Raw genomic sequence first — 24,871 nt, 5'->3', positions numbered from 1 at the left:
TCTCCCCTGAAATGCTCTCAAAGCCCAAGCATACGGCGGTTGGCCGCATCGTCCGTGCCGCTCGATGCGAAGTCGTCAAAGGCTTTTTCCGTGACGCGGATGATATGCGCCTTGACGAATTCGGCTCCTTCCCGGGCACCGTCTTCAGGATGCTTCAGCGCGCATTCCCATTCGACCACGGCCCAGCCATCGAAATCATTGGCCGCCATTTTCGAGAAGACCGCACCGAAATCCACCTGCCCGTCGCCCAGCGAACGGAACCGGCCCGCGCGGTTGACCCAGCCCTGATAACCGCCATAAACGCCCTGCCGTCCGTTCGGATTGAACTCCGCGTCCTTGACGTGGAACATCTTGATGCGGTCCTTGTAGATGTCGATATTGTCGAGATAATCGAGGCATTGCAGAATGTAATGCGACGGATCGTAGAGCATGTTGGCGCGCTTGTGGTTCCTCACCCGCTCCAGGAACATCTCGAAAGTCACGCCATCATGCAGGTCTTCGCCGGGATGGATTTCATAGCAGACATCCACACCCTGCTCATCGGCATAATCGAGGATCGGCGTCCAGCGTTTCGCCAGCTCGTCGAAGGCTGTTTCCACCAGACCGGCCGGGCGCTGCGGCCACGGGTAAACGAAGGGCCAGGCAAGTGCGCCGGAGAAGGTCGCATGCGCCTTGATACCGAGATTTTTCGAGGCTTTCAGCGCCAGCTTCACCTGCTCCACCGCCCATTGCTGGCGGGCCTTTGGATTGCCGCGCACTTCAGGCGCTGCAAAACCGTCGAAAGCCTCGTCATAAGCGGGATGAACGGCAACCAGCTGGCCCTGCAAATGGGTGGAAAGCTCGGTCACCTCGACACCGTTCTGGCGCGCGACCCCGGCAAATTCGTCGCAATAATCCTTCGATTCCGCCGCTTTTTTGAGATCGATCAGCTGTCCGGCCCAAGTCGGCACCTGCACGCCGGCATAGCCCTTTTCCGCCGCCCATTTGGTAATGCCGTCCCAGCTGTTGAAAGGTGCGGCATCGCCGGCAAACTGGCCGAGAAAAAGACCCGGTCCCTTGATCGTTCTCATAAAAATCTCCTCCTGCATCGATACAGTTTCGCGGTAATCCGCTTTTTTCCCAAGCGCCAAGCTAACCGCTCGTGATTTTCAAACAAGCCCCAAAAGCGGAGGGACGAGAGAATTTCCGCATTTCGTTGAAAATGCTGAAGGCGCTTAAAGCGCCAGTCCGCTCGCCCTGTCGAAGACGTGCACACGCTCATGGTGCACGGTGGCAGCAAAGGGAGTGTTGACCTTGACCGGCTGCTCGCCATCCACCACCGCCGTCACATGATCGCCCGCCAGTTCGAAGATCACATGGGTCTGTGCGCCGGTCGGCTCCACCAGCAGCGTCCGGCCGGAGAGCGACACATCACCGCCGATGGCCGAGCCGATATGTTCCGGCCTCAAGCCAATCGTCACCGGCTGGCCGCGTTTCACCTTTCGAGAGGCGGCAATGCGGATCGCGGTTCCGTCCTTCAGCCGGGCGGCAGGCTGGTCTCCCTCGCCATCGACCACGCATTCGATGAGGTTCATGGCCGGTGAGCCGATGAAGGCGGCGACGAAGAGATTGGCGGGCGTCTTGTAGAGCTCGAGCGGCGTGCCCTGCTGTTCGATGCGACCGTGATTGAGCACCACGACCCGATCCGCCAGTGTCATCGCCTCGATCTGGTCATGGGTGACATAGATTGAGGTGGTGCCGACTTTCTGATGGAGCGCCTTGATTTCGCTGCGCATCTGCACGCGAAGCTTGGCGTCCAGGTTGGAGAGCGGCTCATCGAACAGAAAGACGGCCGGATTGCGCACCACCGCGCGGCCCATGGCGACACGCTGGCGCTGGCCGCCGGAGAGCTGCGAGGGCTTGCGGTCGAGAAGCTTGCCGAGATCGAGCATGCGAGCGGCTTCCGCCACGCGCTCCTCGATGACGTTTTTCGGCTGGCCGGCGAGCTTCAGGTTGAAGCCCATGTTTTCGGCCACCGTCATATGCGGATAAAGCGCATAGGACTGGAACACCATGGCGATGTTGCGCTCACGCGGGGTCATGCCATTGACCACCTTGTCGCCGATGAGGATATCCCCATCGGTGATTTCCTCCAGCCCGGCGATCATGCGTAAAAGCGTGGACTTGCCGCAGCCCGAAGGCCCGACCAGCGCGATGAATTCGCCATCCGTAATATCGAGCGAGATGCCGTGAATGACATCGAGCGCGGCGTAGGACTTGCGGATATCCCTAAGTTCGACGGAAGCCATGTTTTGCTCCTTTCAAGTCACGATTTGACGGCACCGGCCGTCAGGCCCGCGATGATGTGTTTCTGTGCGAGGAAGAAGACGATGACGGTCGGCAGGATCGTCAGCGTGATGAAGGCGAGAACGAGCTGCCATTCCGTACCGAATTCGCCGCGATAGACCATGATGCCGAGTGGCCAGGGATATTTCGATTCCGAGTTCAGCATGATGAGCGGCAGGATATAGCTGTTCCAGCTGCCAACGAAGGAAACGATGCCGACGGTCGCCACGATCGGCCGCGAGAGCGGCACGGAAATGTGCCAGAAGAAGCGCAGATAACCGCACCCATCCACGAAGGCGGCCTGAAACAGCTCCTCCGGCAGATTGCGGAAATAATTGCGGAACAGGAGAATGCTCATGCCAAGCCCGAAGGCCACCTGCGGCAGCACCACCCCCCAATAGGTGTCGAGCAGGCCGAGATCGCGGATGCGGATAAACAACGGCAGGATGGCGGTGGCCGCCGGGAACATCAGTCCCAGCAGGAAATAATTCAGCAGAAAAGATGAGCCGAAGAACTTCACATGCGCGAAGGTGAAGGCGGCCATGGCCGAGACGGTCAGCGTCAGGAACACCGTCAACAGCGCGATGACCAGCGAATTGAAGATTTGCAGCCAGTAGCGTTTTCCGAAGAGAATATCGCCATAATTGGCCCATTGCCATTCGGCCGGGATGCCGAACGGGTTCACACGCAGGTCTCCCAGCGTCTTGAAGCCGCCAAGCGCGGTGGTGAGCAACGGGATGAGCACGATGGCCGCGATCAGGCTCAGCGAAATATAAAGGTAGAGCTTGGTTTGCAGCGGCATGCGGACGGAGGTGGATGTGTCAGTCATGGCGCATGAAAATCCTTTTGTAACCGAAGGCGAGTGTCACGCAGATGACGAAGAGAACGACGCCGACCGCGCTGCCGAGCCCCACCTGCATGCGCATGACGCCGTAGGTGTAGAGGAAGGTGACCATGGTCTGCGTGGAGTTGGACGGCCCGCCGCCGGTGAGCGGCATGATCATGTCGAAGAGCTGCAGCGAGCCGATGACCGCAAAGAAGACGGACAGGCGAACGGTGGAGCCGAGCATCGGCAAGGTGACGTATCGGAATTTCTGCCAGCCGGAAGCGCCATCGATTTCGGCGGCTTCCAGCACATTCTTGTCGACGGATTGGAGGCCGGCGATGAACAGCATCATGTGAAAGCCGAAATATTTCCAGACGATGACGCCGAGCACGGCATAGATCGCCACATCCTTATCGGCCAGCACATAGGGATTGGCGAAACCGAAGAAATTGGAAATGGCGGCAAACAGGCCATAATCGCCATCATAAACGAAACGCCAGATCAGACCCGCCGCGACGTCAGCGAGAACGTAAGGCAGAAAGAACACCAGGCGGAAGGCGACGACGCCGGGAATGCGGTGCGCCAGCATCATGGCGAGCCAGATGGCCAGCGGAATCTGGATCAGGATCGAAATGAGGATGATGAGGCCGTTATTGATCAGGGCCTGCGAGAATGCGGCATTGCCGAAAAGCACCTGGAAATTCTTCAAGCCGACAAAATCGGTCGGCGTGCCGTAGCCGTTCCAGCGGTAAAGACTGTACCACGCCGCCTCGCCCATGGGCAGGATGACGAACAGGGTAAAGAGCAGCAGTGCGGGCGGCAGGAAGACCAGAAGGGTCAGCGCCCGGTCATGCGCGACCGAGCTTTGCTTGCGCTTTGTCTTCGCCGCGCCGCGCGCCGGTATGGACGCAGAAGTCATGGAAATATCCGTCATTTCTATCCGCTTTCGTGGAGGCAGATAAGCAGCGCCGCACATTCGCGGCGCCGCCATGAAAACCAGATCAGCGCAGTTCGAATGCGTCTTGAATCTGCTGGGCACCCTCTTCGGCAGTCATCTGGCCGGAAACGATCTCAACCGAGATATCGTTGACGACACGACCGACGGCAGCGCCGAGCGTCTGGTCGAAGAAGTTCTGGTGCCAGGTGGAAGCAGCCAGCTGCTTGGCGGAATCCGCCAGCAGCGGGTTCTTCACCGCACCGGCAGCCCCTGTGGCAACCGGCAGGATCATACCGGCGGTCGCCATTTTCTCTTCGCTTTCCTTGCTGGTAAGGAAGGTGGCGAAATCGATCGCTTCCTTGGACGCGTTTTTCGTGACAGCCCAGCCGTTCAGTCCGCCCAGCGTATCTGTGGCCTTGCCCTTGCCGCCCTCGACCACCGGGAAGGCGAAGCGGCCGATATTGTCTGCGGCCAGCCCCTTGCCGTCACCGGCATTCTTGCGCTGGTTGGCTTCCGTATTGTCGAAACCGAGAATAATCGCCGCCTTGCCGTCGCCGAAGACACCGAGCGCCTGTGGCCAGGTGGAGCCGAGATAACCGGGCTGGAAGGGTTCGAGCTTGCCGAACTCGGCCAGCTGTTCACCCGCCTTGATGATCGTCGGATCCATGAAACCTTCGCCTTCGCCCTTGCGGGCGGCATCGAACACGGCCTGCCCGCCATTGCGCATGACGAGATAGCTCCAGTAGAAATGGATCGGCCATTTTTCACCGCCGCCACCGGCAATCGGGACGATGCCCGCTTCCTTGATCTTCTTGACCGTGGCGCTGAAATCGTCCCAGGTCTTGATGTCCTCGGCCTTCACGCCGGCCTTGGCAAACAGCTCCTTGTTGTAAAAGAAGCTGACGAGGCTGACACGGTAAGGCACGGCCCAGACCTTACCGTCGAAAGACAGGCCGTCGATTGCGGATGCATTATAGGCCTGCCGCAGCTTGCCGCCATTGGCGTCGAAAACCTCGGTCAGATCCTTCAGCGCACCGGTCTTGGACTGTTCCTCAAGGACGCCGCCACCCCAGCTATAAAAGAAATCCGGCACGTCGTTGGATTGCAGCAGCGTCGGCAATTTCGCCTTGAAAGCCTCGTTTTCGAGGAACTGCAGCTGAATATCGACATCGGGGTGCTTGGCCTCGTATTCCCTGGCGATCTCCTCCCAGACAGCCACGGATTTTGGGTCCAATTCCACATGCATCCATTTAACGACGGTCGCCGCCGAGGCGCTGGCCGCGCCGAGCATCAGGGCTATGCTTGTCGTTGCGGCAAAGGCAATCCGCCTGCCGCTCAGGCTTGCGCCTGCGTGCCAATAGGTCATGTTCGTGATCCTCCCTGGGGTTCCTCACCATTTATTCCCCAATGCGGATTAATTCACCCCACACCCTGCCCAATGTCAAGGCGGGTTGCTGATTTTTTACCCTGATGGCTTGACACACCCCTCCCGGCAGACGTTATTTAATCCGCAATCCGATATAAATTCGTTTTAGATCGAAGCCGATCGCAGCAGGACCCCATGAAGACCGCAGACCCAGAATTAATGCGCGCGATCAACAGGCTGAGCGTGCTGGACAGCATCCGCCGCCATGGGCCGATCTCGCGGGTGGAAATCAGCGAAAGAACTGAGCTTTCCACCACCACCGTCTCGGCGATCACCGCCTCGCTGCTCGATGACGGGCTTATCCTCACCCGTCATATCGGCGATATCCGCACCGAAGGCGCACGCGGCAGGCCGCGCGTGATGCTGGAACTGAACCCGGATGCCGCCCGCGTGGTGGGCGCCAAGATCGCCGCAAGCCGCATGGTCTTCGTCGTTACTGATTTCTGCGGCAACGTGCTTTCAACGCTTGCACTACCGATCCGTGTCGACCGTCAGCCCATCGGCGTCATCGCCGATCTTGTGGAGGACGGGGTGCGGCGCTGCGTCGTCGATGCCGGTCTTTCGCTGGAAGATGTGGACATGGTCTGCCTGGGCCTGCCCGGCGTCATCGAGCATCGCACCGGGAAAATTCGCAGCAGCCCGATTTTACGCGAAGTGAACGTCAATTTCGCCGAGGAAATGACCGCGCGGCTGAATTCGCCGACCATTATCGAAAGCGACGCCCACGCCATCACGCTCGCCCATCACTGGTTCGGCCATGCGCGCGATCTGGAAGACATGGTGCTGATTTCGCTCGAACAGACGCTCGGGCTTGGCGTGCTGCACCAGAACCAGCTGTTTCGCGGTGCCGGCGGGCTCAGCCACAATCTCGGCGACCTCGTAATCGGCCTTGCCAATGAGGGCACGGTGCGGCTGGCGAGCCAGGCGGGCGAAAACGCCATTCTGGGCTCCCGCCCGGCGGATGGGCGCTTTGCCGAGGCGATCCGGCTCGGCCGCGGCATGCAGCATGCCCATGCATTGATTGCGGCGGAAGACCACGACCTCATCGCGGCCGCTTTGCGCGCCGGCGCAGCGCTCGGCCTGACGCTTGCCAATATCGTCACGCTGTTTGCGCCGCCACGGGTCATCATCACCGGCTCCAGCCTCGAGCTCGGAGAACCCTTCATCGCCAGTATTCGTGACAGCTACAACGCCGCCGTGCCGCCTTCGCTGGCCGGCGTCGCCGAGCTCGTTTTCGACATTGCGAGCGACGAATTATGGGCGCAGGGGGCTGCGGCCGTTGCGCTTTACGAACTTTACGAATCGCCATGGAACACCACGGGACCGGCGCTTTAACCCACGGGTTGAGCACGGGCTTCGGCATTTCTGATTTACGGGAGGAAATCACATGAACAGGGTCGGTATCGGCATCATCGGCTGCGGCAACATCTCCAGTGCCTATCTCAAGGCCATGGCGTCGTTTCCCATTCTCGACATTCGCGGTCTTGCGGATATGAACGAGGAGGCCGCAAGGGCCCGCGCCGATGAATTCGGCCTCCAGGCAAAAAGCATCGACGCGCTTCTCTCAGATCCTTCCGTGGAGATCATCGTCAACCTGACCATTCCCAAAGCGCATGTGGAAGTTGGCCTGCGCGCGCTGGACGCGGGCAAACATGCCTATTCCGAAAAACCGCTCGGTATCAATTTCGCCGAGGGCAAGCGGCTTGCGGATGCGGCAAAGGCAAAGGGCCTTCGCATCGGCTCGGCCCCGGATACTTTCCTCGGCGGCGGGCACCAGACCGCACGCCGGCTGATCGATGAGGGCGTGCTCGGCCAGCCGGTCGGTGGAACGGCCACCTTCATGTGCCCCGGCCACGAGCGCTGGCACCCCAACCCGGCCTTTTATTACGAGGTCGGCGGCGGGCCGATGCTGGATATGGGGCCCTATTACATCACCGATCTCGTCAACCTGTTCGGCCCGGTCGCCAAAGTGGCGGGCTTTGCCATCGCGCCACGCAACGAGCGCCTCATTACCAGCGAGCCGAAGAACGGTGAAAAAATCCCCGTCCACGTCGCCACACATGTGTCCGGCGTGCTGGCTTTTGAGAACGGCGCCGTGGTGCAGGTGGGCATGAGCTTCGATGTGGCGGGCCACAAACATGTGCCGCTGGAACTCTATGGCACCGAAGGCACGTTGATCGTCCCCGATCCAAACCATTTCGGCGGCGAGGTGCAATTGCTGAAAAAGGGCGGCCAGTTCGAGCCGCAGGCGCTGTCGTCCCCCTATGCGGACGGCAACTACCGCTCCATCGGCGTCGCCGATATGGCCCATGCCATCCGCGAAAACCGCCCGCATCGCGCCAATGGTGATCTTGCCCTGCATGTGCTGGAGGTGATGGAAGCCTTCCAGACCGCATCGGACACCGGCACCGCCATTTCCATCACCACCAAGGCGGAGCGCCCTGCTCCGCTTGAAACATCGCTGGTCAACGGCCAGCTCGGCAAATAATTCGGAGGAGGAAATAAATGCGCGAAGCACTCATCGTCTGGGGCGGCTGGAGCGGCCACGAGCCGCAGGAATGCGCCACCATCGTCAAGGACATGCTGGAGGAGGACGGTTTCAAGGTCTATGTGGAGCACTCAACCGAGGCCTTCGCCGATCCTTCGGTGCATGATCTGAGCCTCGTGGTGCCCATCGTCACCATGTCGAAGATCGAAAAGGAAGAGATCAAGAACCTGACGGCCGCCGTGGAAAACGGCGTCGGCATTGCCGGTTTTCATGGCGGTGCGGGCGACAGTTTCCGCGAATGCGTCGAATATCAGTTCATGATCGGCGGCCAATGGGTTGCCCATCCCGGCAATATCATCGACTACCACGTCAACATCACTCGCCCCGACGATCCGCTGATGGAGGGGATTTCCGATTTCCCCTATACGTCGGAGCAATATTATATGCATGTCGACCCCTCAAACGAGGTTCTCGCGACGACAAAGTTTACAGGCGACCATGCCTGGTGGATCGACGGCGTGGTGATGCCGGTTGTCTGGAAACGCAAATACGGCAAGGGCCGGGTCTTCTATTCGGCGCTTGGCCATCAGGCCAAGGAGTTCTCCGTACCGCAGATGAAAACCATGTTCCGCCGTGGCGCCAACTGGGCGGCGCGGTGAGGCTATGGGAGGAGGCGGCCAAGTACTCTCTCCGTCATGCCGGACTTGATCCGGCATCCAGCAGCCGCGCGTCTGCGCGGCGTCAGGAGTCTTTCGCGATCAAGGACTTGATCGCGCTGGACCCCGGATCAAATCCGGGGTGACGGAGAATGGCTGTGTGAACCGCCCTCTCCTCAGCCGCGAATAATCTCTTCCGCCGCCATCGCCGCGCTGAGCACATGATCGTCCGTGCCGTGCAGGCCGGAAAGCAGCAGGCCGACCGGCATGCCCGCATCGCCCGTTCCGCAGGGGATCGAAACACCGCAGAGATCGAAAAAATTGCCGATCTGGGTGTTACGCAGCGTCTTCGCATTCATGGCGAAAAAGGCATCGTCACTCTCGAGAAGCGGCGCGACCTTGGCCGCGACATGCGGCAATGTCGGCGATACCAGCAGCTCTTGCCTGCCAATCATGCCGGAAAACGCCGCCGTCAAGCGTTCGCGCGCGTCGATGATGGCGATATAGTCCGGCAGGGAAATATTCGCGCCGAGCCCTGCTCTGGCCACCACGCGCGGGTCCATGCGGGCGGCGTCGGCACCTTCCAGCCGGGTCTTGTGCAGGGCGAAGGCCTCTGCCGTCACCAGCGCACCCTTTTCCCTGATAAGATCGAACAGTTCCGAAAAAATCGGGAATGCCTGCCGCCGCACCGAAGCGCCGGCGCGGACGAGACGTTCCACCGCCTGCTCGAAAGCGGCTGCGACGCCATCCTCGATGCCATCGAAAAAGACAGTTTCCGGCACCACCAGAGACAGGCCGGAAAGGGGTGCGCGCGTGAGATCGGCAGCCGCATTGCCGCGCATGGCGGCATCCACCCAGACGGCATCCTGTACGGTGTGCGTGAGCGGTCCAAGTGAATCGAGGCTTTTCGCCAAGGGATAAACCCCGCGCATCGAATAACGGCCACGACTTGCCTTGTAACCCACCACGCCGTTGAAGGCGGCGGGAATACGCACCGATCCGCCGGTATCTGTGCCGATCGCCACCGGCACCAGACCGGCAGCCACGGCGACGCCCGCACCCGACGAAGAGCCGCCCGGCAGACGGTGACCATCCGTAGAAGCAGGATTGCGGGGCGTACCGTAGTGCGGATTGATGCCGAGACCGGAAAACGCGAACTCGCTCATATTGGTGCGGCCGATGCAGATCATGCCCGCCTGTTTCAGCGCCGTCACCACATCCGCGTCGCGCGACGCAGGCTTATCGTTGGCAAGCACCGTCGATCCGGCCGTGGTCGCCATGCCTTCAAGGTCAAACAGGTCCTTCCAGGCCACCGGAATACCATCGAGCACACCACAGGAACGGCCCTCACCAATGCGTTTCGCCGCGGCTTCCGCCTCCGACATCGCCCGCGCCGCCGTCAACTCGACAAAAATCGCCTGATCGTCCCCGCCGCCGATCGCATCCAGCGTCTCTTCCACCAGGGCACGCGGATCGAGATGGCCGCTCTGGAGGAGAACGGAAAGCTGCGCGATGTTTTTGCCTTTATGAGCCATGATATCTTCCCTGAAAGCGGCATGTTGCGCACAACATGCCGTTTATCGGCCAGTTGGCAAGGCCAATCGCCGCCGCGCTATCGATCACCGGCATGCCGGATCGGGAAACATGGCAGCGATCGCAGAATTTTGGAGTTTATCCTGGCCGATTCATTTCCAACCTCCGATTTTTTCAACCTGAGGTGCAGGAACACCATCTCTTATATAAGCTACGACTATAAAAAGACGGATTAATTCTTAATCGCATCTAAACTTTGTTGAATTATTTAGCAGACAGCATTGAAATGCATGCCCTATAAAATTCCATAAAACAATTATAACGCGACATCGCGGGGGACTATCGCGAATGGAAGAGACTGCCTATCGCGGGACAGATAGACAGGTTGAACCGGGCCACACGCTTCGCTCGCCAACGCAGCCGGAAACAGGCCGGTTTTCGCGGCGGCGTTCGCTCGCCAGCAAGATAACCCTGATATTCCTCGGCGGCGTGATCTTTTCCTACAGCATCGGTGCGCTTGTCGGCTGGTATATGTTCGTCGCCGCCGCCAGCGAGCAATGGCTCAACCAGGCCCGCGTTAATTCGCAGATCGCCAGCGCCACGCTTCGCAGCATCTACACTTATGTCAGCGTCACCGCCGATGCCGACGGGCAGGTCAACGGCATATTGACCGACAAACCCATCGGCGACGATGAATCCATTCTCGTCACCGGCTTCAACCCCAGCGATGTTCTCGCGCTTATCGGCGCACAGACCAAGAATGCCGTCTGGCTTTTCCGTTATGACGAGGCAGATTCCGGCTTCCGGCAGATCGCGGCGGCTTTCGACAACGCCACCGATGACGATGAAAAGCCGCTCGCCACCGATCCCATCTTTTCCCGGGATGCGGTCGCCGCGCGTTTTTCCACTGGTTTTGCGACCATCGGCGAATCCAGCCATTATATCGGCCTGCTGCCGATCATCAGCACGGAAACGAAGAAACCCATCGGCGCGGTCGCCGTCAGCATCGGCGGCTCGGACGCGCTTTATGGCGCGCAGCGCAAGCTCATCTATAATTCGCTCGCCGCGCTGATCGTGGTCTTGACCGTCACCGGCGTGCTTGTGACCGTCATCGCCCGGCATTTCCTGAAACCGGTCCCGGCGCTGGTGCAGGCGACGCTTCGGATCGCCCGCGAGGAAACGGATGTCGCCACGCCGTTTCAGGAGCGGCGGGACGAGATCGGCGACATGGCCACCGCCATCGAGACGTTGCGTGAGGCGGTTCTGGAACGCGGACGCCTGCGGCAGATTCGCGATATGGCGCAGCAGCTGGAACATATGGCCCATCACGATGCGCTGACCGGACTTCCAAACCGCGTGCTACTGATGAAGACACTGGAAAACCGTCTCGAACAGCTTGCCGCGTCAGGCCAGCCGTTCAATGTCATGCTGCTCGATCTGGACCGCTTCAAGGCCGTCAATGACACACTCGGACACGCCGCCGGCGATTCCCTGCTGGTGGCGGTGGCCTCACGGATTTCCGCCGTGCTGGGTGAAAACGACATGGTAAGCCGTCTCGGCGGCGACGAATTCGCGATCATACAATCGGCAAATGGCGACTGCGAGAGCGATGCGGCGATGCTGGCCGCGCGGGTGGTCCATGCCGTCTCGCGCAGTTTCGGTCTCGAAGGCAGCGATATCAGCATCGATACCAGCATCGGCATCGCCTGCGCGCCGGGCCACGGCACATCCGCAACGCAGCTTCTGCAACATGCCGATCTCGGCCTTTACCGGGCGAAATCCATGGGCTGCGGCTATTTCGTCTTTTATGAGCCAGGCATGGACATGGCGGCGCAGCACAAGCATGCGCTGGAAATAGACATGAAATCCGCGCTCGAAAACCAGGAGTTCGAGCTGCACTATCAGCCGGTTGTCAATCTGCAGAGCGGTCGCATCGTCGCTTATGAAGCGCTGGCCCGCTGGCGACACAGCAAGCTTGGCCTCATCGCACCGGACCGCTTCATCGCGCTTGCCGAAGAAAACAACTTCATCAAGCCGTTGGGCGAGTGGGTTCTGGCGCAGGCCTGCAGGGATGCGATGACATGGCCGAAGGATATCAGGCTCGCCGTCAATCTATCCGCCGTTCAGCTCAGCAATGACGACATCGTACCGATAGTGGACCGGGCGCTTGAAACATCCGGCTTCCCGGCGGAACGGCTTGAACTGGAAGTGACGGAAACGGTCATGCTGGAGCGCGACAACAGCGCCCGAGCCCTGAAACTGCTGAAGGAAAGGGGCGTTCGCCTCGCGCTTGACGACTTCGGCACCGGTTATGCGGGCCTCAGCACGCTCACCCATGTCGCCTTCGACAAGATCAAGATCGACCGGGAATTCGTCTCCGGCCTGCCGTCCAATCCCATGTGTTCCGCCATCGTCAACACCGTCATCGACATGGCAGAACAGATCGGCCTGAAGGTCACCGCCGAGGGCGTTGAAAACAGGGAGCAGGTCGAAGCGCTCAAGCTTTCCGGCTGCGACGAAGCGCAGGGTTATTATTTTGCCGAGCCCGCGCCGCTTGCCCGCATTCTCAAGAACCGCGCCGTCATCGCGCCGATTGCGAAGGATGAATTCGGCGATATGGGTCGACCGACACAGGAAACCTATTGCCCGCCACAAAAAGCCATTTGAGAAACAGGCCGCCGGCCCAGAGGACATAAAATGCGTCTTTCAGTATTTTGCCTTTTCCTCACATGCCTTGCTCCCATCACGCCTCTCCAGGCTGCCGGCGAAGGCAATACGCTTCAGCAGATCGCCAAAACCGCAAAGATCCGCATCGGCTATCGCGAAGCCGAACCGCCCTTTTCCTATCAATTGCCGAATGGGGAGGTCACCGGTTTCTCGACCGATCTTTGTCGGGCGATCAGCGAAGATATTCGCAGGAAGCTGAAGCTCGACAGGATCGAACTCGAATACGTCAAGGCGACGCCCGCGACCCGTTTCATCCTTGTCCGCGGCGGCCAGATCGACATTGAATGCGCGGCCACGACCAACAATAGCGAACGCCGCAAGATCGTGGATTTCTCCTATCCCAACTTCATGACCGCGACGCAGTTTCTCTCCCGCAAGCAGGACAATCTGAAAAGCCTTGCCGATCTAGCCGGGCGGTCCGTCACATCCGCCTCCGGCACGGTCAATATCGAGCAGCTCAATGCCGTGAACCGGGCAAAGAACCTCAATATCTCGGTGATGCCGACGAAAACCAATGAGGAAGCCTTCGAACTCGTGGTCTCCGGCAAGGCCTCCGCCTTTGTCATGGATGGCATATTGCTCGCGGCGCTGGCGGCGACATCAGAGAATCCGGACCTCTATGCGCTTTCTGAGGAAACGCTTAGCGCGCCCGAACCCTATGGCCTGGTTTTCCGGCGCAACGACCCCGGTTTCAAGGCGGCAGTCAATGAAAGCCTTCGTCATATTTTCACCGGGCCAGTCATTCATGGCCTTTATGAAAAGTGGTTCACCAAGCCCATTCCCCCAAACGGCATGAACCTGAACCTGCCGATGGCCGCCTCTCTGAAACAGGCATACGAACATCCGAGCGAATACCAGGACTGAGAGCGCAAGCCGTCCACCCGTATCGATTTTCATGAGAATGTTTTGACAGATTATTTGGCTGGAGATGCGCGATGCAGAGATCGACACTATGGCTTATGCTCGTTTTTTCAAGTCTTCTTCCCGCCCAGGCGGTGAGCGAGGATGCCCAACCGCCGACACTTGAAACCATTGCCAGAACCGGCACCATCAAGCTCGGTTACGCCGATCGCAATATTCCCTTTTCCTATCTCGGCACCGGCCCGGAGCCTATTGGCTACAGCATCGAGCTATGCCTGAGAGTGGCGGATTCCATCAAGAAAAAGCTCGGCTTGCCGGAACTGAAGGTCGAGTTCGTCAAGCGCACGCCCAGCAACCGCATCATGCTTCTCAATGACGGCACGATGGACATGGAATGCGTGGCGAGCACGAATACGGAAGAGCGGCGCAAGGCCGTGTGGTTCTCCTACAGCCACTTCATCACCGGCACCCGTTATGTGGCGCTGAAATCGAGCGGCCTCAACACCGTCGCCGATCTCGCCGGGCGAACGGTGGTGGTCACGACGGGAACCATCAACATAACCCAACTGAACGTGCTCAATCGCAAACTGGGGCTGAACGTCGCTGTTCTGCAAAATGACAGCACCGAGGGCAGTTTCGACATGGTGACGGAAAACCGTGCCTCGGCCTTCGTCATGGACGACATACTTCTGCGATCATTCGTTGCCGAGACCGGCAAGCCGGAAGACTATGTCATCTCCGACGAATATCTTGCCCCGCCGCAGCCCTATGGCCTGATGCTCCGCCACGGCGATACCGGCTTCCGCGACGCCGTCAACGAGGCACTCGGCCAAATCTATGAGAGCGGCGAAATCGATAAAATCTACGACAAATGGTTCAACGCGCCGATCCCGCCAAACGGAATCAACCTGAAGCGCCCGCTGCCCGGCGATCTGGCGGAGGCATTTCGAAAACCCGTCGATACGACAGCGGAATAAAAACGCCGCCCGGTGGCGGGCGGCGTTTTTTCAAGACGTATCTTACGCGGCGCGCAGATCGGCACCCAGAGGAATCTCGACATCGATCTCCAAGATGGAGACATGCTCGTCGCGATCCATCTTCACATGCACGCGATCATTGTCGATCTGCACATGTTTGGCGATGACGCCGAGAATTTCTTCCCTGAGGATGGCGACCAGATCTGAGCCCGAGGATGCCCTTTCGTGGGCGAGCAGCACCTGCAGGCGTTCGCGCGCAAGCGGTGCCGACTTCTGTTTGCGGAAAAGACTGAAGATGCTCATGCAGCCCTCCTTGCGAAGATTTTGGAGAAGATGCCACGCTTCTCGCCCGGAATGACCACCGGAATATCCTCACCGGACAGGCGGCGGGCGGCGTCGAAATAAGCCATGGCCGGCGCGCAGCGGGCATCGGCCAGCGTAACAGGCGCACCGACGTTCGAGGCCCGCAGCACATCCGTGCTTTCGGGAATGATGCCGAGCAGCGGAATGGAAAGGATTTCCAGAACGTCGTCGACCTTCAGCATGTCGCCACGCTCGGCGCGGGAAGCGTCGTAACGCGTCAGAAGCAGATGCTTCTCCATGCGCTCACCGCGCTCCGCCTTCAGCGTCTTGGAATCCAGCAGACCGATGATGCGGTCGCTGTCGCGCACCGAGGAGACTTCCGGATTGGTGACGACAACGGCCACATCCGCATGGCGCATGGCCAGCGTCGCGCCGCGTTCGATGCCTGCGGGGCTGTCGCAGATCACCCAGTCGAAGTGCTTCTTCAGCTCGTTGATGACCCATTCGACACCTTCCGGCGTCAGATTGTCCTTGTCGCGCGTCTGCGAGGCAGGCAGCAGGAACAGCGTCTCGAGGCGCTTGTCGCGGATCAGCGCCTGCGTCAGCTTGGCATCGCCCTGGATGACGTTGACGAGATCGTAAACCACGCGGCGTTCAGCACCCATGACGAGATCGAGGTTGCGCAGGCCGACATCGAAATCGACGACCACGACCTTCTCCTTGTTCTGCGCCAGTGCGGCGCCAAGCGCTGCGGTCGAGGTGGTCTTTCCCACCCCGCCCTTGCCGGAAGTTACAACGACTACCTTCCCCATATGGCTCTCCTGTTCCTGTGTTGTTTCTCTGTTATCAGCCGAGCTTTGCGGCCTTGATCGTATCGTTTTCCAGCCAGAGCTGAACGGGCTGGCCGCGCAGCTTGTCGTCAATGTCCTCGGCCACCTTGTAGACGCCGTCGATGGCCAGAAGCTCCGCTTCGAGCTTGCGGCAGAAGATGCGCGCCGAAACATTGCCGAGCGAACCGGCCATGGCGCGACCGCGCAGGGCGCCGTAAATATGCACCGAACCGCCGGCGATGATTTCCGCCCCCGAGGCGACCGAACCGATGACGGTCACGTCACCCTCGGGAAACATGATCGACTGGCCGGAGCGAACCGGCTCGTTGATGACCAGCGACGGCACGACGGCCCTGACCTCACCGGCAGTGCGCGGCTTTTCCTCCGGCAACTCGGCAGCGATGGCGACCGGCTCAACCTCGACATCGGAAGCGGGCTTTCCGCCCTTCAGCGACGGCGGCATGCCCGGCTCGATCATCGAGGGGCGAACGCCCTCGATACCCATGATGCCGACATTGCGCTCCGTCAGCGCCGCCAGCAGCTCCTTCAGCCCCGCCTTGTCAAGCGACAGCTCCGACACATCCAGAACCACCGGACGCGACAGGAAGAAGCCCGCCGAACGGGCGGCGAGATCATCAAGCCTTTCCAGCCATTGATCGACCGGAGATTCGGGGGACAGGACGACTGCGAGGAAGGAGCGGCCTTTGATACGGATCGAACGCTGGTCTGTTAGCACTTTGGTCATCTTGGTAAACAAATCGTTGACAATTAGGTACCTCGAATATGGTTAACAAATGGTTAACGCCACCCCTGAAGCGGCGGATTCGTTAAGAAAATTCCGCTCCGAAAAACTTCATGCGAAACATTCAAAATCCATCGTTACCTTTTGATTTAACGCGTTTCCGGCACTTGTGAAAACTCACGATAGCAGCTCATCCTTGCTGCAACCTGACGCCGGGCATCGCGAGATGGGCACACATGTCCCCTACCCCAACCCGGCGAGTCGCGGAACACGCGAACGTCCGATTCCGGGACAATATCCGCCTTCGGCCAGATGATCGCATTATGCCTTCAAGGTAGAAAAGCGATTCCGTTATCTCCGGCGATGCTGTAGAGACAGGCGTCCCGACAGCTTCAACGGAAGAATGAGATGCACAGCAAAGTCCCGCCGCAGAACCAGATATTTTCGCAAGACTATGCGGCCTTCCTGTTCGACATGGATGGAACATTGCTCAACTCGATTGCGGTGGTGGAGCGGGTCTGGCGCGAATGGGCCGTGGACAACGGCATAGAGCCGAACGCTTTCCTGCAGCGCATCCATGGCATGCGCGCGTCGGAAGTGGTGCGCCGCGAAGCCGTTCCCGGTCTGGATGTCGCGGAACAGGCGGCGATGCTGCTGCAGAAGGAAATGGACGATGTCGACGGCATCCTCCAGATTCCCGAGGCTGCCGCATTTCTCGAAAAATTGCCGGCCGGCAAATGGGCAATCGTCACCTCCGCCGCCCGCGCGCTCGCCGAGCGCCGACTGGCGGCCGCAGGCCTCACCCCGCCTGCGGTGATGATCTGCGCCGAGGACGTGGTGAACGGCAAGCCCGATCCGGAAGGATATAAAAAGGCGGCGGAAAAGCTCGGCGTCGCGCCTGAAAACTGCGTCGTCTTCGAGGACGCCCCCGCCGGAATTCAGGCCGGGGAAAGCATGGGCGCCACCGTGGTCGTCATCAACGCCACCCACTCCCATCTCATCGAAACGCCGCATCTTTCCATAGGCGGATATGGTGAGCTGGATGTCGTCATCGGCGAGAACGGCGCCCTGAGGCTCGCAGGTGGCAGGGGCTGAAAAGCCGATCTTTCTATCCGCTAACAAGCCATCCCACCCGGCGTCATCCTCGGCCTGTCCCGAGGATCTAACCACCTATCGTAAAACTGACCGGTAGCAGATGCTCGGGACAAGCCCGAGCATGACGGAGGCAAGGTTTGCGAACTTTACCATCCTCTTATGCACAAAGACTCGGGCTGGCTGAATGCCCCTCCAAGCCGGAATGACGGAAGTGGTAAAAGCCCCGGAATAAGACAACGCCCGACCTGCTGAACCGCTATAAACTCCGCCCCCGCACTTTTCCGCCAGCGGCCGATTGACAGCACCGCATAAATGCGCCCTAATAAAATTGGTAAGACCATCTTACCGCTTGCGCGATCAGGGGAGACTTTCGCGCTGGGAGGATATCATGTTTGTGGCTCTGGAGCCGCGCCGCCTTTACCGGCTGGTCGCGGAACAAATTCGTTTGCTCATCGAAAGCGGAGAACTGACCGAAGGCCAGCGCCTGCCGGCGGAACGGGATCTTGCCGAACGCTTCGGCGTATCGCGTCCGACGGTTCGCGAAGCGCTTATCGTTCTGGAAGTGGAAGGCCATATCCATATCCGCATGGGTTCGGGCGTTTATGTCAGCGCAGCCGGCAAGCAGGCCAAGGAAAAGCCGCCGGTGCCGGATGCACATGGGCCATTCGAAATCCTGCAGGCGCGCTGCATCATCGAAAGCGCGATTGCGGAGGAAGCCGCAAGGCTTGCGACACCGGAATGCATCGCCAAGCTCGATGATATCATCGAACGCATGGCCGGCGCACTCGACAACTCACCACAGGCGCTCAATTTCGACCGGGCCTTCCACACCGCGATTGCCGACATCATCGGCAATTCGGCGCTGAACCGCTTTACCGGTCTGATCTACGACGAGCGCAGCCTGTCGCCCTTTTTCGAAAAGCTCGCCAGCTATTTCGAGGGGCCGCACACCTGGAACCTTGCCGTTCAGGAACACCGCGCAATCCGCGACGCCATTGCCGCTAACGACCCGGAAGGCGCGCGAGAGGCGATGCGGCAGCATCTGACGCTGTCGCAAAAGAGATTTTCCGAAAGTTTCGGGGAGGAAACGATCGGAGAAGAGTGACCGCGCCGCAACCGGCGACGGGAAAAATGAGAAATCTGGCTTTAATTCGGGAGGAGTTAAGAATGAAAATCAGATTGTCGACTTTGATGGGCGCAACAGCCGCAATCCTGCTTTCCGCGCTCGCGGCGCAGGCGCAGACCACGCTGAAATGGGCGCATGTCTACGAGACCTCCGAACCGTTCCACACCGATTCGGTCTGGGCTGCGGAAGAGATCGCCAAGCGCACCGAAGGCCGCTACAAGATCGATGTCTTTCCGGCTTCGCAGCTCGGCAAGGAAGCCGATATCAATCAGGGCCTGAAAATCGGCACCGTCGATATCATCATTTCCGGCTCCAGCTTTGCCGCGCGTGACTTCAAGCCGATCGGCGTCACCTACTTCCCCTATATCTTTCGCGACCCGAGCCATCTGATCGCCTACACCAAGAGCGATATCTTCAAGCGGCTCGCCAAGGGTTATGAAGACAAGACCGGCAACCACATCGCCGCCGTCAGCTATTACGGCACGCGTCACACCACATCGAACAAGCCGATTGCCGCCTGCGCCGACATGGCGGGGCTGAAGATGCGCGTTCCTGACGTTCCGGCCTATCTGGCCATGCCGCGCGCCTGCGGCGCCAACACCACCCCGATTGCCTTTGCGGAAGTCTATCTGGCGCTCCAGAACGGCACCGTCGATGCGCAGGAAAACCCGCTGACCACCATCGAGGCGAAGAAGTTCTTCGAGGTACAGAAGAACATCGTCCTGACGGGCCATATCGTCGACCACCTCAACACGGTGATTTCGAAGAACCTGTGGTCGCAGCTCTCCGATGAAGACAAGAAAATCTTCACCGAAGTCATGCAGCAGGCCGCCGAGCGCACCACCAAGACCATCGAAAGCCGCGAAAAGAGCCTCGTCGAAGACTTCAAGAAGCGCGGTCTCACCGTCGCCGAGGTCGACAAGGCCGACTTCGAGAAGAACGTCCTCGAAAAAGTGAAGTTCGAGGACTTCGGTTACGACAAGGCCGACTGGGAAGCCATTCGCGCCGTCAAGTGAGCCAAGATCCGGTGCGGCCCCGTTGCCGCACCGCCCTTTCTCTCCAGACGGGATATCTCAATGTCGCAGGAAATCCATACTCAGGTCACGCCTGAGGAACTCGCCCATACGTTCGACGAGGCGCCGCCGGAGGTCGATCTCAAGGTCTATTCATTCGAAGACTGGGTCACGCTCGGCCTCTTCTGGCTGATGACGGGCTGCGTGTTCCTTCAGTTCTTCACCCGCTACGTACTCAACGACAGCTACGCCTGGACGGAAGAAATTGCCGTCAACTGCCTGATCGGCGTCGTCTTTTTGGGTTCGGTCATGTGCGTGCGCATGTCGCGCCACATCCAGGTGGATGTGCTTTATCACTATGTGCCGCCACAGGTGGCCCGCGCCATGTCGATCCTTGTCGATGTGCTGCGTATCCTGTTCTTCGCCTACACCTCCTGGCTGATGTGGCGCTATCTGGAAATCGTCGCCGATGAGGAGATGGTCACCGTGGCGTTGCCGCGCAACATCGTTTTCTACACGGTTCTGGCCGCTTTCGTTCTGATGTTCTTCCGGTCGGTGCAGGTCTTCATCACCAATATGCAGCGTGGTTATTCCGTGCTCGAGCGGCCCGAAGAATTCCAGAGCGCGGGGGATTGATCACATGCTGCTTCTTATCGGCTCCTTTCTTCTCCTGATGCTGATCGGCCTGCCCGTCGCGATATCGATGGCCTCGGCCTCGCTGCTCTACATCGTCTTCTACAATGTCGCGCCTGATATCATCGCGGCGCAGCGCCTGATCGCCGGTGTGGAAAGCTTTCCGCTTCTGGCCGTTCCCTTCTTCATTCTCGCCGGCAACCTGATGAATACGGCGGGTGTGACGGGACGCATCTATTCCTTTGCCGTCGCGCTGGTCGGCTGGATGAAGGGCGGCCTTGCACAGGTCAACATCATCGGCTCGGTGATCTTTTCCGGCATGTCCGGCACCGCGCTTGCCGATGCGGCCGGTATCGGCACCATCGAAATCAAGGCTATGAAGGATCACGGTTACCCGGTCGAAGCGGCCGTCGGCGTCACCGCCGCCTCCGCAACGCTCGGCCCGATCTTCCCGCCGTCGCTGCCCTTCGTCATCTATGGCATGATGGCGAATGTCTCCATCGGCGCGCTGTTCATGGCCGGCATCGTTCCGGGCGTCGTGATGACGCTTCTGATGATGATCACGGTTGCCGTCTTCGCCTATATCAAGGGCTGGGGCTCCGATACGCCCTTCAGCCTCAGAACCATATTCGGCGCGTCGATCGAAGTTTTCGTGGTGATGATGGTGCCGCTCGGCATCTATATCCTCACGGCGTTTGGCCTGTCGCTCAACCTATCGATCCTGATCGTGTTGGTGATATTGCTGGCCTGTGACTGGTATTTCGACTTCTCGGCCGTGATGGCGCTGATGACGCCTGTCATCCTAATCGGCGGCATGACCATGGGCTGGTTCACACCGACGGAAGCCGCCGTTGCGGCCGTCCTCTGGTCGTTGTTCCTCGGGCTTGTCCGTTACCGGACGATGACCTTCAAAACGCTGGCGAAATCGACCTTCGATACGATTGAGACGACCGCTTCGGTGCTCTTCATCGTCGCGGCGGCCTCGGTCTTCGCATGGCTGCTGACGGTCAGCCAGGCGGCGCAGCTTCTGTCGGCGGCGATCCTGACGATCACCGACAGCAAGTGGATTTTCCTCGTGCTGGTCAATCTCCTGATGCTGTTCGTCGGCTGCTTCCTCGATACGATTGCGGCCATCACCATCCTCGTGCCGATCCTGCTGCCGCTGGTGCTGCAGTTCAATATCGATCCGGTGCATTTCGGTCTCATCATCACGCTCAACCTGATGATAGGCCTGTTGCATCCGCCGCTCGGCATGGTGCTGTTCGTGCTCTCGCGCGTGGCGAAACTCTCCGTCGAACGCACGACCATGGCCATTCTGCCCTGGCTGGTGCCGTTGTTCGTGGCGCTGCTGCTGATCACCTTCGTTCCCGCCATCACGCTGTGGCTGCCGACCGAAATGGGCCTGATCCGCTAACGCCAATATCATCGCCCGCGCGGTTTCCCGCGCGGGCTTCTTCCTCCCATACACATATGAGGGCATCGTCATGCAGACACGCGTGGCACGTCTATACGGCCAGAGGGACATTCGCGTCGAAACGCAGGACCTCATCGAGCCAGGGCCTGGCGAAGTGCTGCTCGCCATGGCGGCGGGCGGCATCTGCGGCTCCGATCTGCATTATTATCAGGATGGCGGCTTCGGTCCGGTCCGGGTGCGCGAGCCGATCATCTGCGGGCATGAGGCATCCGGCCATGTGCAGGCGCTGGGAGAGGGTGTCAGCGGGCTTGCCATCGGCCAGCTTGTCGCCGTCAATCCGTCTCAGCCCTGCGGCCATTGCCATTTCTGCCTGAAGGACCAGCCGATCCATTGCCTTGAAATGCGCTTCATGGGCAGCGCCATGCGCCTGCCGCATGAACAGGGCATGTTCCGCGACCGGCTGGTGGTTCCCGCCAAACAATGCGCGAGATTTTCAGAGGATACCTCACCGGCTGAAGCCGCCTGCACCGAGCCGCTCGCGGTGTGCCTGCATGCCGTGGCCCAGGCCGGCGCTCTGGCAGGTGCAAAGGTGCTGGTGACCGGCGCAGGCCCCATCGGCCTCCTGACCATTGCCGCCGCCCGCCACGCCGGAGCAAGCATCATCGTCGCCACCGACCTTACCGATGCCGCACTTGAACGCGCCCCCGCCATGGGTGCCGACCGCACCATCAATGTCGCGAAAGACGCCGAGGCGCTCATCCCCTATCAGGACAATAAGGGTTATTTCGACGTCATTTTCGATTGCTCTGCCGCCGGTCCAGCGCTTCGCGCCGCCTTTGCCTGCGTGCGCCCGCGCGGCACCATCGTGCAGGTGGGCGTCACCGGCGACATCACCATTCCGCTCAACGCGCTGGTGGGCAAGGAAATCCTCTGGCGCGGCTCACAGCGTTTCCACGACGAATTCGCCATTGCCGCCGGGTTGATCTCCAGCCGCAGGATCGATGTGCGGCCGATCATTTCCCACAGCTTCCCGCTTGGCGAGGCGAAAGCCGCATTCGAACAGGCCGGAGACCGCTCTGCCGCCTGCAAGGTGCAGCTGACATTTTCCGCAGACTGATATTTGAGGATTTAAGATGAGACATACATGGCGCTGGTTCGGCCCGGTCGACAAGGTCACGGTTCAGGATGCGGCTCAGGCGGGCGCGGAAGGCATCGTCAGCGCGCTGCATCACATCGCCACCGGCGATGTCTGGCCGGTGGACGAAATCGCCAAACGGCATGAAGCCATCAAAGCCGGCGGTCTTTATTGGGACGTGGTTGAAAGCGTGCCGGTCTCCGAGGATATCAAGACCCAGACCGGTGACTGGAAAACCCATATAACCAACTGGCAGGAAACGCTGCGCCGCCTCTCCGCCTCCGGCATCCGCACCGTCTGCTATAATTTTATGCCTGTGCTGGACTGGACCCGCACAGACCTGCGCTGGGAAACCAGACACGGCGCAAAGGCGATGCGTTTCGACCTTCCCGATTTCGCCGCCTTCGACATCCACATCCTGAAACGTCCGGATGCCAAGGCCGATTATCCGGACTGGCTGGCGGAGGAAGCGGCAAAACGCTTCGCCGACATGCCGGACACGAAAATCGCCGCCCTCGGGCGCAATATCGGCGCGGGTCTGCCCGGCTCGGCGGATGGTTACACACTTGCCCAGCTTCTGGAAAAACTGCGGTCCTATCACGGCATCAACCGCGAAAGGCTGCAACAGAACCTCATCGACTTCCTCTGCGAGGTGACGCCGGTTGCCGAAGAGGCGGGTATCAACATCTGCGCCCATGGCGACGATCCGCCATGGCCGCTGCTCGGCCTGCCGCGTATTCTCTCCACCGAAGCCGACTACGCCCATATGCTCTCAAAGGTCGATAGCCGCGCCAATGGCGTGACGCTCTGCACCGGTTCGCTGGGCGCGCGGGCGGACAATGACCTGCCCTTCATCGCCAGCCGTTTTGCAGATCGCATTCATTTCGTACATCTGCGCAATGTAACGCGCGACACCGACACCGTGCCCTGCTCTTTTTTCGAGGACGAGCATCTGGAAGGCGGAACCGACATGGTCGCCGTCATCGCCGCACTCCTCACCGAAGAAGCGCGCCGCCGGGCGGAGGGCCGTGAAGACCACACCATTCCGATGCGGCCCGATCACGGTCAGGAAATCCTCAACGACCTGACGCGCGGCGCACAACCCGGTTATCCCGCCATCGGCCGGCTGAAGGGGTTGGCTGAGCTGCGTGGCATCGAACGCACGTTATCGCACAGCCGTTTCGGGCTGGCGAAGGGTGATCGCTAAGCGAAAGCGCGGCCGCGTTTGATCGGCTTTCTATCCGTCATTCCGGCCTCGAGCCGGAATCCAGCCGACGCGCGTCCGCGCGGCGAAAAGACTCCTTTCAGCCCAAGGACTTGGGCTGGCTGGATTCCGGCTCAAGGCCGGAATGACGGATGAGAGAACCTGCGGTCAATCGCGCCTTGAACTGAAGCCAAGAAAAAGCCCCGAGCCCACCGGCGATGACGCCGGCGGCTTTCACGGCGGCGTCCATCAGATGCGGATGGCGGGTGGGCGACAGGAATTGCAGCGCCTCGATGCCGAAAGCCGCCGCAATGCCTGCCACGATGATCGCCAGCCAGTAACGCGGATAGGCGAGCACGAAGGCGGCCGAGCAGAAGGCGAAGGCCGCGGCGCGGTCCAGGCCCACCGTCGTCAGCGTGTGCGGACGAAAGCCGATAGGGCAAACTGTAACGATCACAATCAGCAGAAAAACCGACCAGGCGACATATTTCGGGAGTCTATTTGTCATCATGGCGTCACAATAGAGCGCCGTGCGCGTAAACGGAAGCGGGTCTTTTTCACGCCTTGCCCAATTAATCACACTTTTCGGTCAGATAGTTGAAAAACCGGCTTTCGCTCAG

The 24,871-nt window shown here is 59.9% G+C and carries 22 protein-coding genes and 1 pseudogene; 13 read left to right on the top strand and 10 right to left on the bottom strand.

Going from position 1 to position 24,871, the window contains the following annotated elements; genetic code table 11:
• Positions 1-17 precede the first annotated feature (17 nt).
• The 5 genes from PH605_RS07410 to PH605_RS07390 form a co-directional block, all read right to left on the bottom strand.
• On the bottom strand, positions 18-1,070 hold the full coding sequence (locus PH605_RS07410; RefSeq protein ID WP_142844587.1) for a sugar phosphate isomerase/epimerase family protein: 1,053 nt from the start codon (positions 1,068-1,070) through the stop codon (positions 18-20).
• Positions 1,071-1,214: 144 nt separating this feature from the next.
• The gene (locus PH605_RS07405; protein WP_137004640.1) at positions 1,215-2,288 is read right to left on the bottom strand and encodes an ABC transporter ATP-binding protein; all 1,074 of its coding nucleotides are present in this window, start codon (positions 2,286-2,288) and stop codon (positions 1,215-1,217) included.
• Between the two features lie 17 nt (positions 2,289-2,305).
• Positions 2,306-3,154: a carbohydrate ABC transporter permease gene (locus tag PH605_RS07400; RefSeq protein ID WP_078052712.1), complete on the bottom strand. Its 849-nt coding sequence runs from the start codon at positions 3,152-3,154 to the stop codon at positions 2,306-2,308.
• Positions 3,147-4,085: a carbohydrate ABC transporter permease gene (locus PH605_RS07395; RefSeq protein WP_078052711.1), complete on the bottom strand. Its 939-nt coding sequence runs from the start codon at positions 4,083-4,085 to the stop codon at positions 3,147-3,149. Before PH605_RS07395 ends, PH605_RS07400 begins: the two co-directional genes overlap by 8 nt.
• A 67-nt stretch (positions 4,086-4,152) precedes the next feature.
• Positions 4,153-5,454 carry an ABC transporter substrate-binding protein gene (locus PH605_RS07390; RefSeq protein WP_142844588.1) on the bottom strand — a complete coding sequence of 434 codons (1,302 nt, stop codon included), beginning with the start codon at positions 5,452-5,454 and terminating at the stop codon, positions 4,153-4,155.
• A 195-nt stretch (positions 5,455-5,649) separates the two neighbouring features.
• Between PH605_RS07390 and PH605_RS07385 the strand changes: the two genes are divergently transcribed.
• Genes PH605_RS07385 through PH605_RS07375 form a run of 3 tightly spaced genes read left to right on the top strand, consistent with a single transcriptional unit; the run spans position 5,650 to position 8,661 of the window.
• Positions 5,650-6,849, top strand: a complete 1,200-nt coding sequence (locus PH605_RS07385) for an ROK family transcriptional regulator (RefSeq protein ID WP_065655517.1) — start codon at positions 5,650-5,652, stop codon at positions 6,847-6,849.
• A gap of 52 nt (positions 6,850-6,901) precedes the next feature.
• Positions 6,902-8,002, top strand: coding sequence for a Gfo/Idh/MocA family protein (locus PH605_RS07380; RefSeq protein ID WP_142844589.1), 1,101 nt, complete (start codon positions 6,902-6,904; stop codon positions 8,000-8,002).
• A 17-nt stretch (positions 8,003-8,019) separates the two neighbouring features.
• Entirely contained in the window at positions 8,020-8,661 is a 642-nt protein-coding gene (locus tag PH605_RS07375; protein WP_003523774.1) for a ThuA domain-containing protein, read from the top strand.
• 173 nt (positions 8,662-8,834) lie between these two features.
• Here the strand turns inward: PH605_RS07375 and PH605_RS07370 are convergent, their stop codons facing one another.
• On the bottom strand, positions 8,835-10,193 hold the full coding sequence (locus PH605_RS07370) for an amidase (protein WP_142844590.1): 1,359 nt from the start codon (positions 10,191-10,193) through the stop codon (positions 8,835-8,837).
• 346 nt (positions 10,194-10,539) lie between these two features.
• Between PH605_RS07370 and PH605_RS07365 the strand changes: the two genes are divergently transcribed.
• The 3 genes from PH605_RS07365 (at position 10,540) to PH605_RS07355 (ending at position 14,756) form a co-directional block, all read left to right on the top strand.
• Positions 10,540-12,858, top strand: a complete 2,319-nt coding sequence (locus tag PH605_RS07365; protein WP_142844591.1) for an EAL domain-containing protein — start codon at positions 10,540-10,542, stop codon at positions 12,856-12,858.
• 30 nt (positions 12,859-12,888) lie between these two features.
• Positions 12,889-13,782 carry an amino acid ABC transporter substrate-binding protein gene (locus tag PH605_RS07360; protein WP_065655521.1) on the top strand — a complete coding sequence of 298 codons (894 nt, stop codon included), beginning with the start codon at positions 12,889-12,891 and terminating at the stop codon, positions 13,780-13,782.
• Between the two features lie 71 nt (positions 13,783-13,853).
• On the top strand, positions 13,854-14,756 hold the full coding sequence (locus tag PH605_RS07355; protein WP_080857234.1) for an amino acid ABC transporter substrate-binding protein: 903 nt from the start codon (positions 13,854-13,856) through the stop codon (positions 14,754-14,756).
• A 42-nt stretch (positions 14,757-14,798) separates the two neighbouring features.
• Here the strand turns inward: PH605_RS07355 and minE are convergent, their stop codons facing one another.
• From minE to minC, 3 genes are read right to left on the bottom strand one after another with little or no spacing between them, the layout of a single operon-like run.
• Positions 14,799-15,059: a cell division topological specificity factor MinE gene (minE, locus tag PH605_RS07350; protein WP_020809474.1), complete on the bottom strand. Its 261-nt coding sequence runs from the start codon at positions 15,057-15,059 to the stop codon at positions 14,799-14,801.
• Positions 15,056-15,871 (bottom strand): septum site-determining protein MinD, encoded by an 816-nt coding sequence (gene minD, locus PH605_RS07345; protein WP_003506498.1) that lies wholly within the window; start codon positions 15,869-15,871, stop codon positions 15,056-15,058. The genes minE and minD overlap by 4 nt, the downstream gene beginning before the upstream one ends.
• A 34-nt stretch (positions 15,872-15,905) precedes the next feature.
• The gene (gene minC, locus PH605_RS07340) at positions 15,906-16,634 is read right to left on the bottom strand and encodes a septum site-determining protein MinC (protein ID WP_161987806.1); all 729 of its coding nucleotides are present in this window, start codon (positions 16,632-16,634) and stop codon (positions 15,906-15,908) included.
• Positions 16,635-17,039: 405 nt separating this feature from the next.
• Here minC and PH605_RS07335 point away from each other — a divergent pair, with 405 nt between their 5' ends.
• The 7 genes from PH605_RS07335 (at position 17,040) to uxuA (ending at position 24,254) form a co-directional block, all read left to right on the top strand.
• Entirely contained in the window at positions 17,040-17,726 is a 687-nt protein-coding gene (locus PH605_RS07335; RefSeq protein ID WP_080857235.1) for an HAD-IA family hydrolase, read from the top strand.
• Positions 17,727-18,114: 388 nt separating this feature from the next.
• A complete protein-coding gene (locus tag PH605_RS07330) occupies positions 18,115-18,831 on the top strand; it encodes a FadR/GntR family transcriptional regulator (RefSeq protein ID WP_065655644.1) in 717 nt (238 codons plus the stop codon).
• Positions 18,832-18,893: 62 nt separating this feature from the next.
• The gene (locus tag PH605_RS07325) at positions 18,894-19,868 is read left to right on the top strand and encodes a sialic acid TRAP transporter substrate-binding protein SiaP (protein WP_078052583.1); all 975 of its coding nucleotides are present in this window, start codon (positions 18,894-18,896) and stop codon (positions 19,866-19,868) included.
• Between the two features lie 60 nt (positions 19,869-19,928).
• Positions 19,929-20,501, top strand: coding sequence for a TRAP transporter small permease (locus PH605_RS07320; RefSeq protein ID WP_142844592.1), 573 nt, complete (start codon positions 19,929-19,931; stop codon positions 20,499-20,501).
• Positions 20,502-20,505: 4 nt separating this feature from the next.
• The gene (locus PH605_RS07315; protein WP_035220793.1) at positions 20,506-21,912 is read left to right on the top strand and encodes a TRAP transporter large permease; all 1,407 of its coding nucleotides are present in this window, start codon (positions 20,506-20,508) and stop codon (positions 21,910-21,912) included.
• A gap of 70 nt (positions 21,913-21,982) precedes the next feature.
• Entirely contained in the window at positions 21,983-23,029 is a 1,047-nt protein-coding gene (locus tag PH605_RS07310) for an L-idonate 5-dehydrogenase (protein ID WP_142844593.1), read from the top strand.
• 16 nt (positions 23,030-23,045) lie between these two features.
• Positions 23,046-24,254, top strand: a complete 1,209-nt coding sequence (uxuA, locus tag PH605_RS07305; protein WP_142844594.1) for a mannonate dehydratase — start codon at positions 23,046-23,048, stop codon at positions 24,252-24,254.
• 157 nt (positions 24,255-24,411) lie between these two features.
• Here the strand turns inward: uxuA and PH605_RS07300 are convergent.
• A pseudogene (locus PH605_RS07300) lies at positions 24,412-24,762 on the bottom strand (antibiotic resistance protein VanZ); the annotation flags it as partial.
• Positions 24,763-24,871 lie beyond the last annotated feature (109 nt).

This window comes from Agrobacterium sp. CFBP 3001, assembly GCF_027871605.1.
Classification (GTDB): Bacteria; Pseudomonadota; Alphaproteobacteria; order Rhizobiales; family Rhizobiaceae; genus Agrobacterium; species Agrobacterium leguminum.
This window is presented reverse-complemented; position numbering and strand designations above follow the sequence as displayed.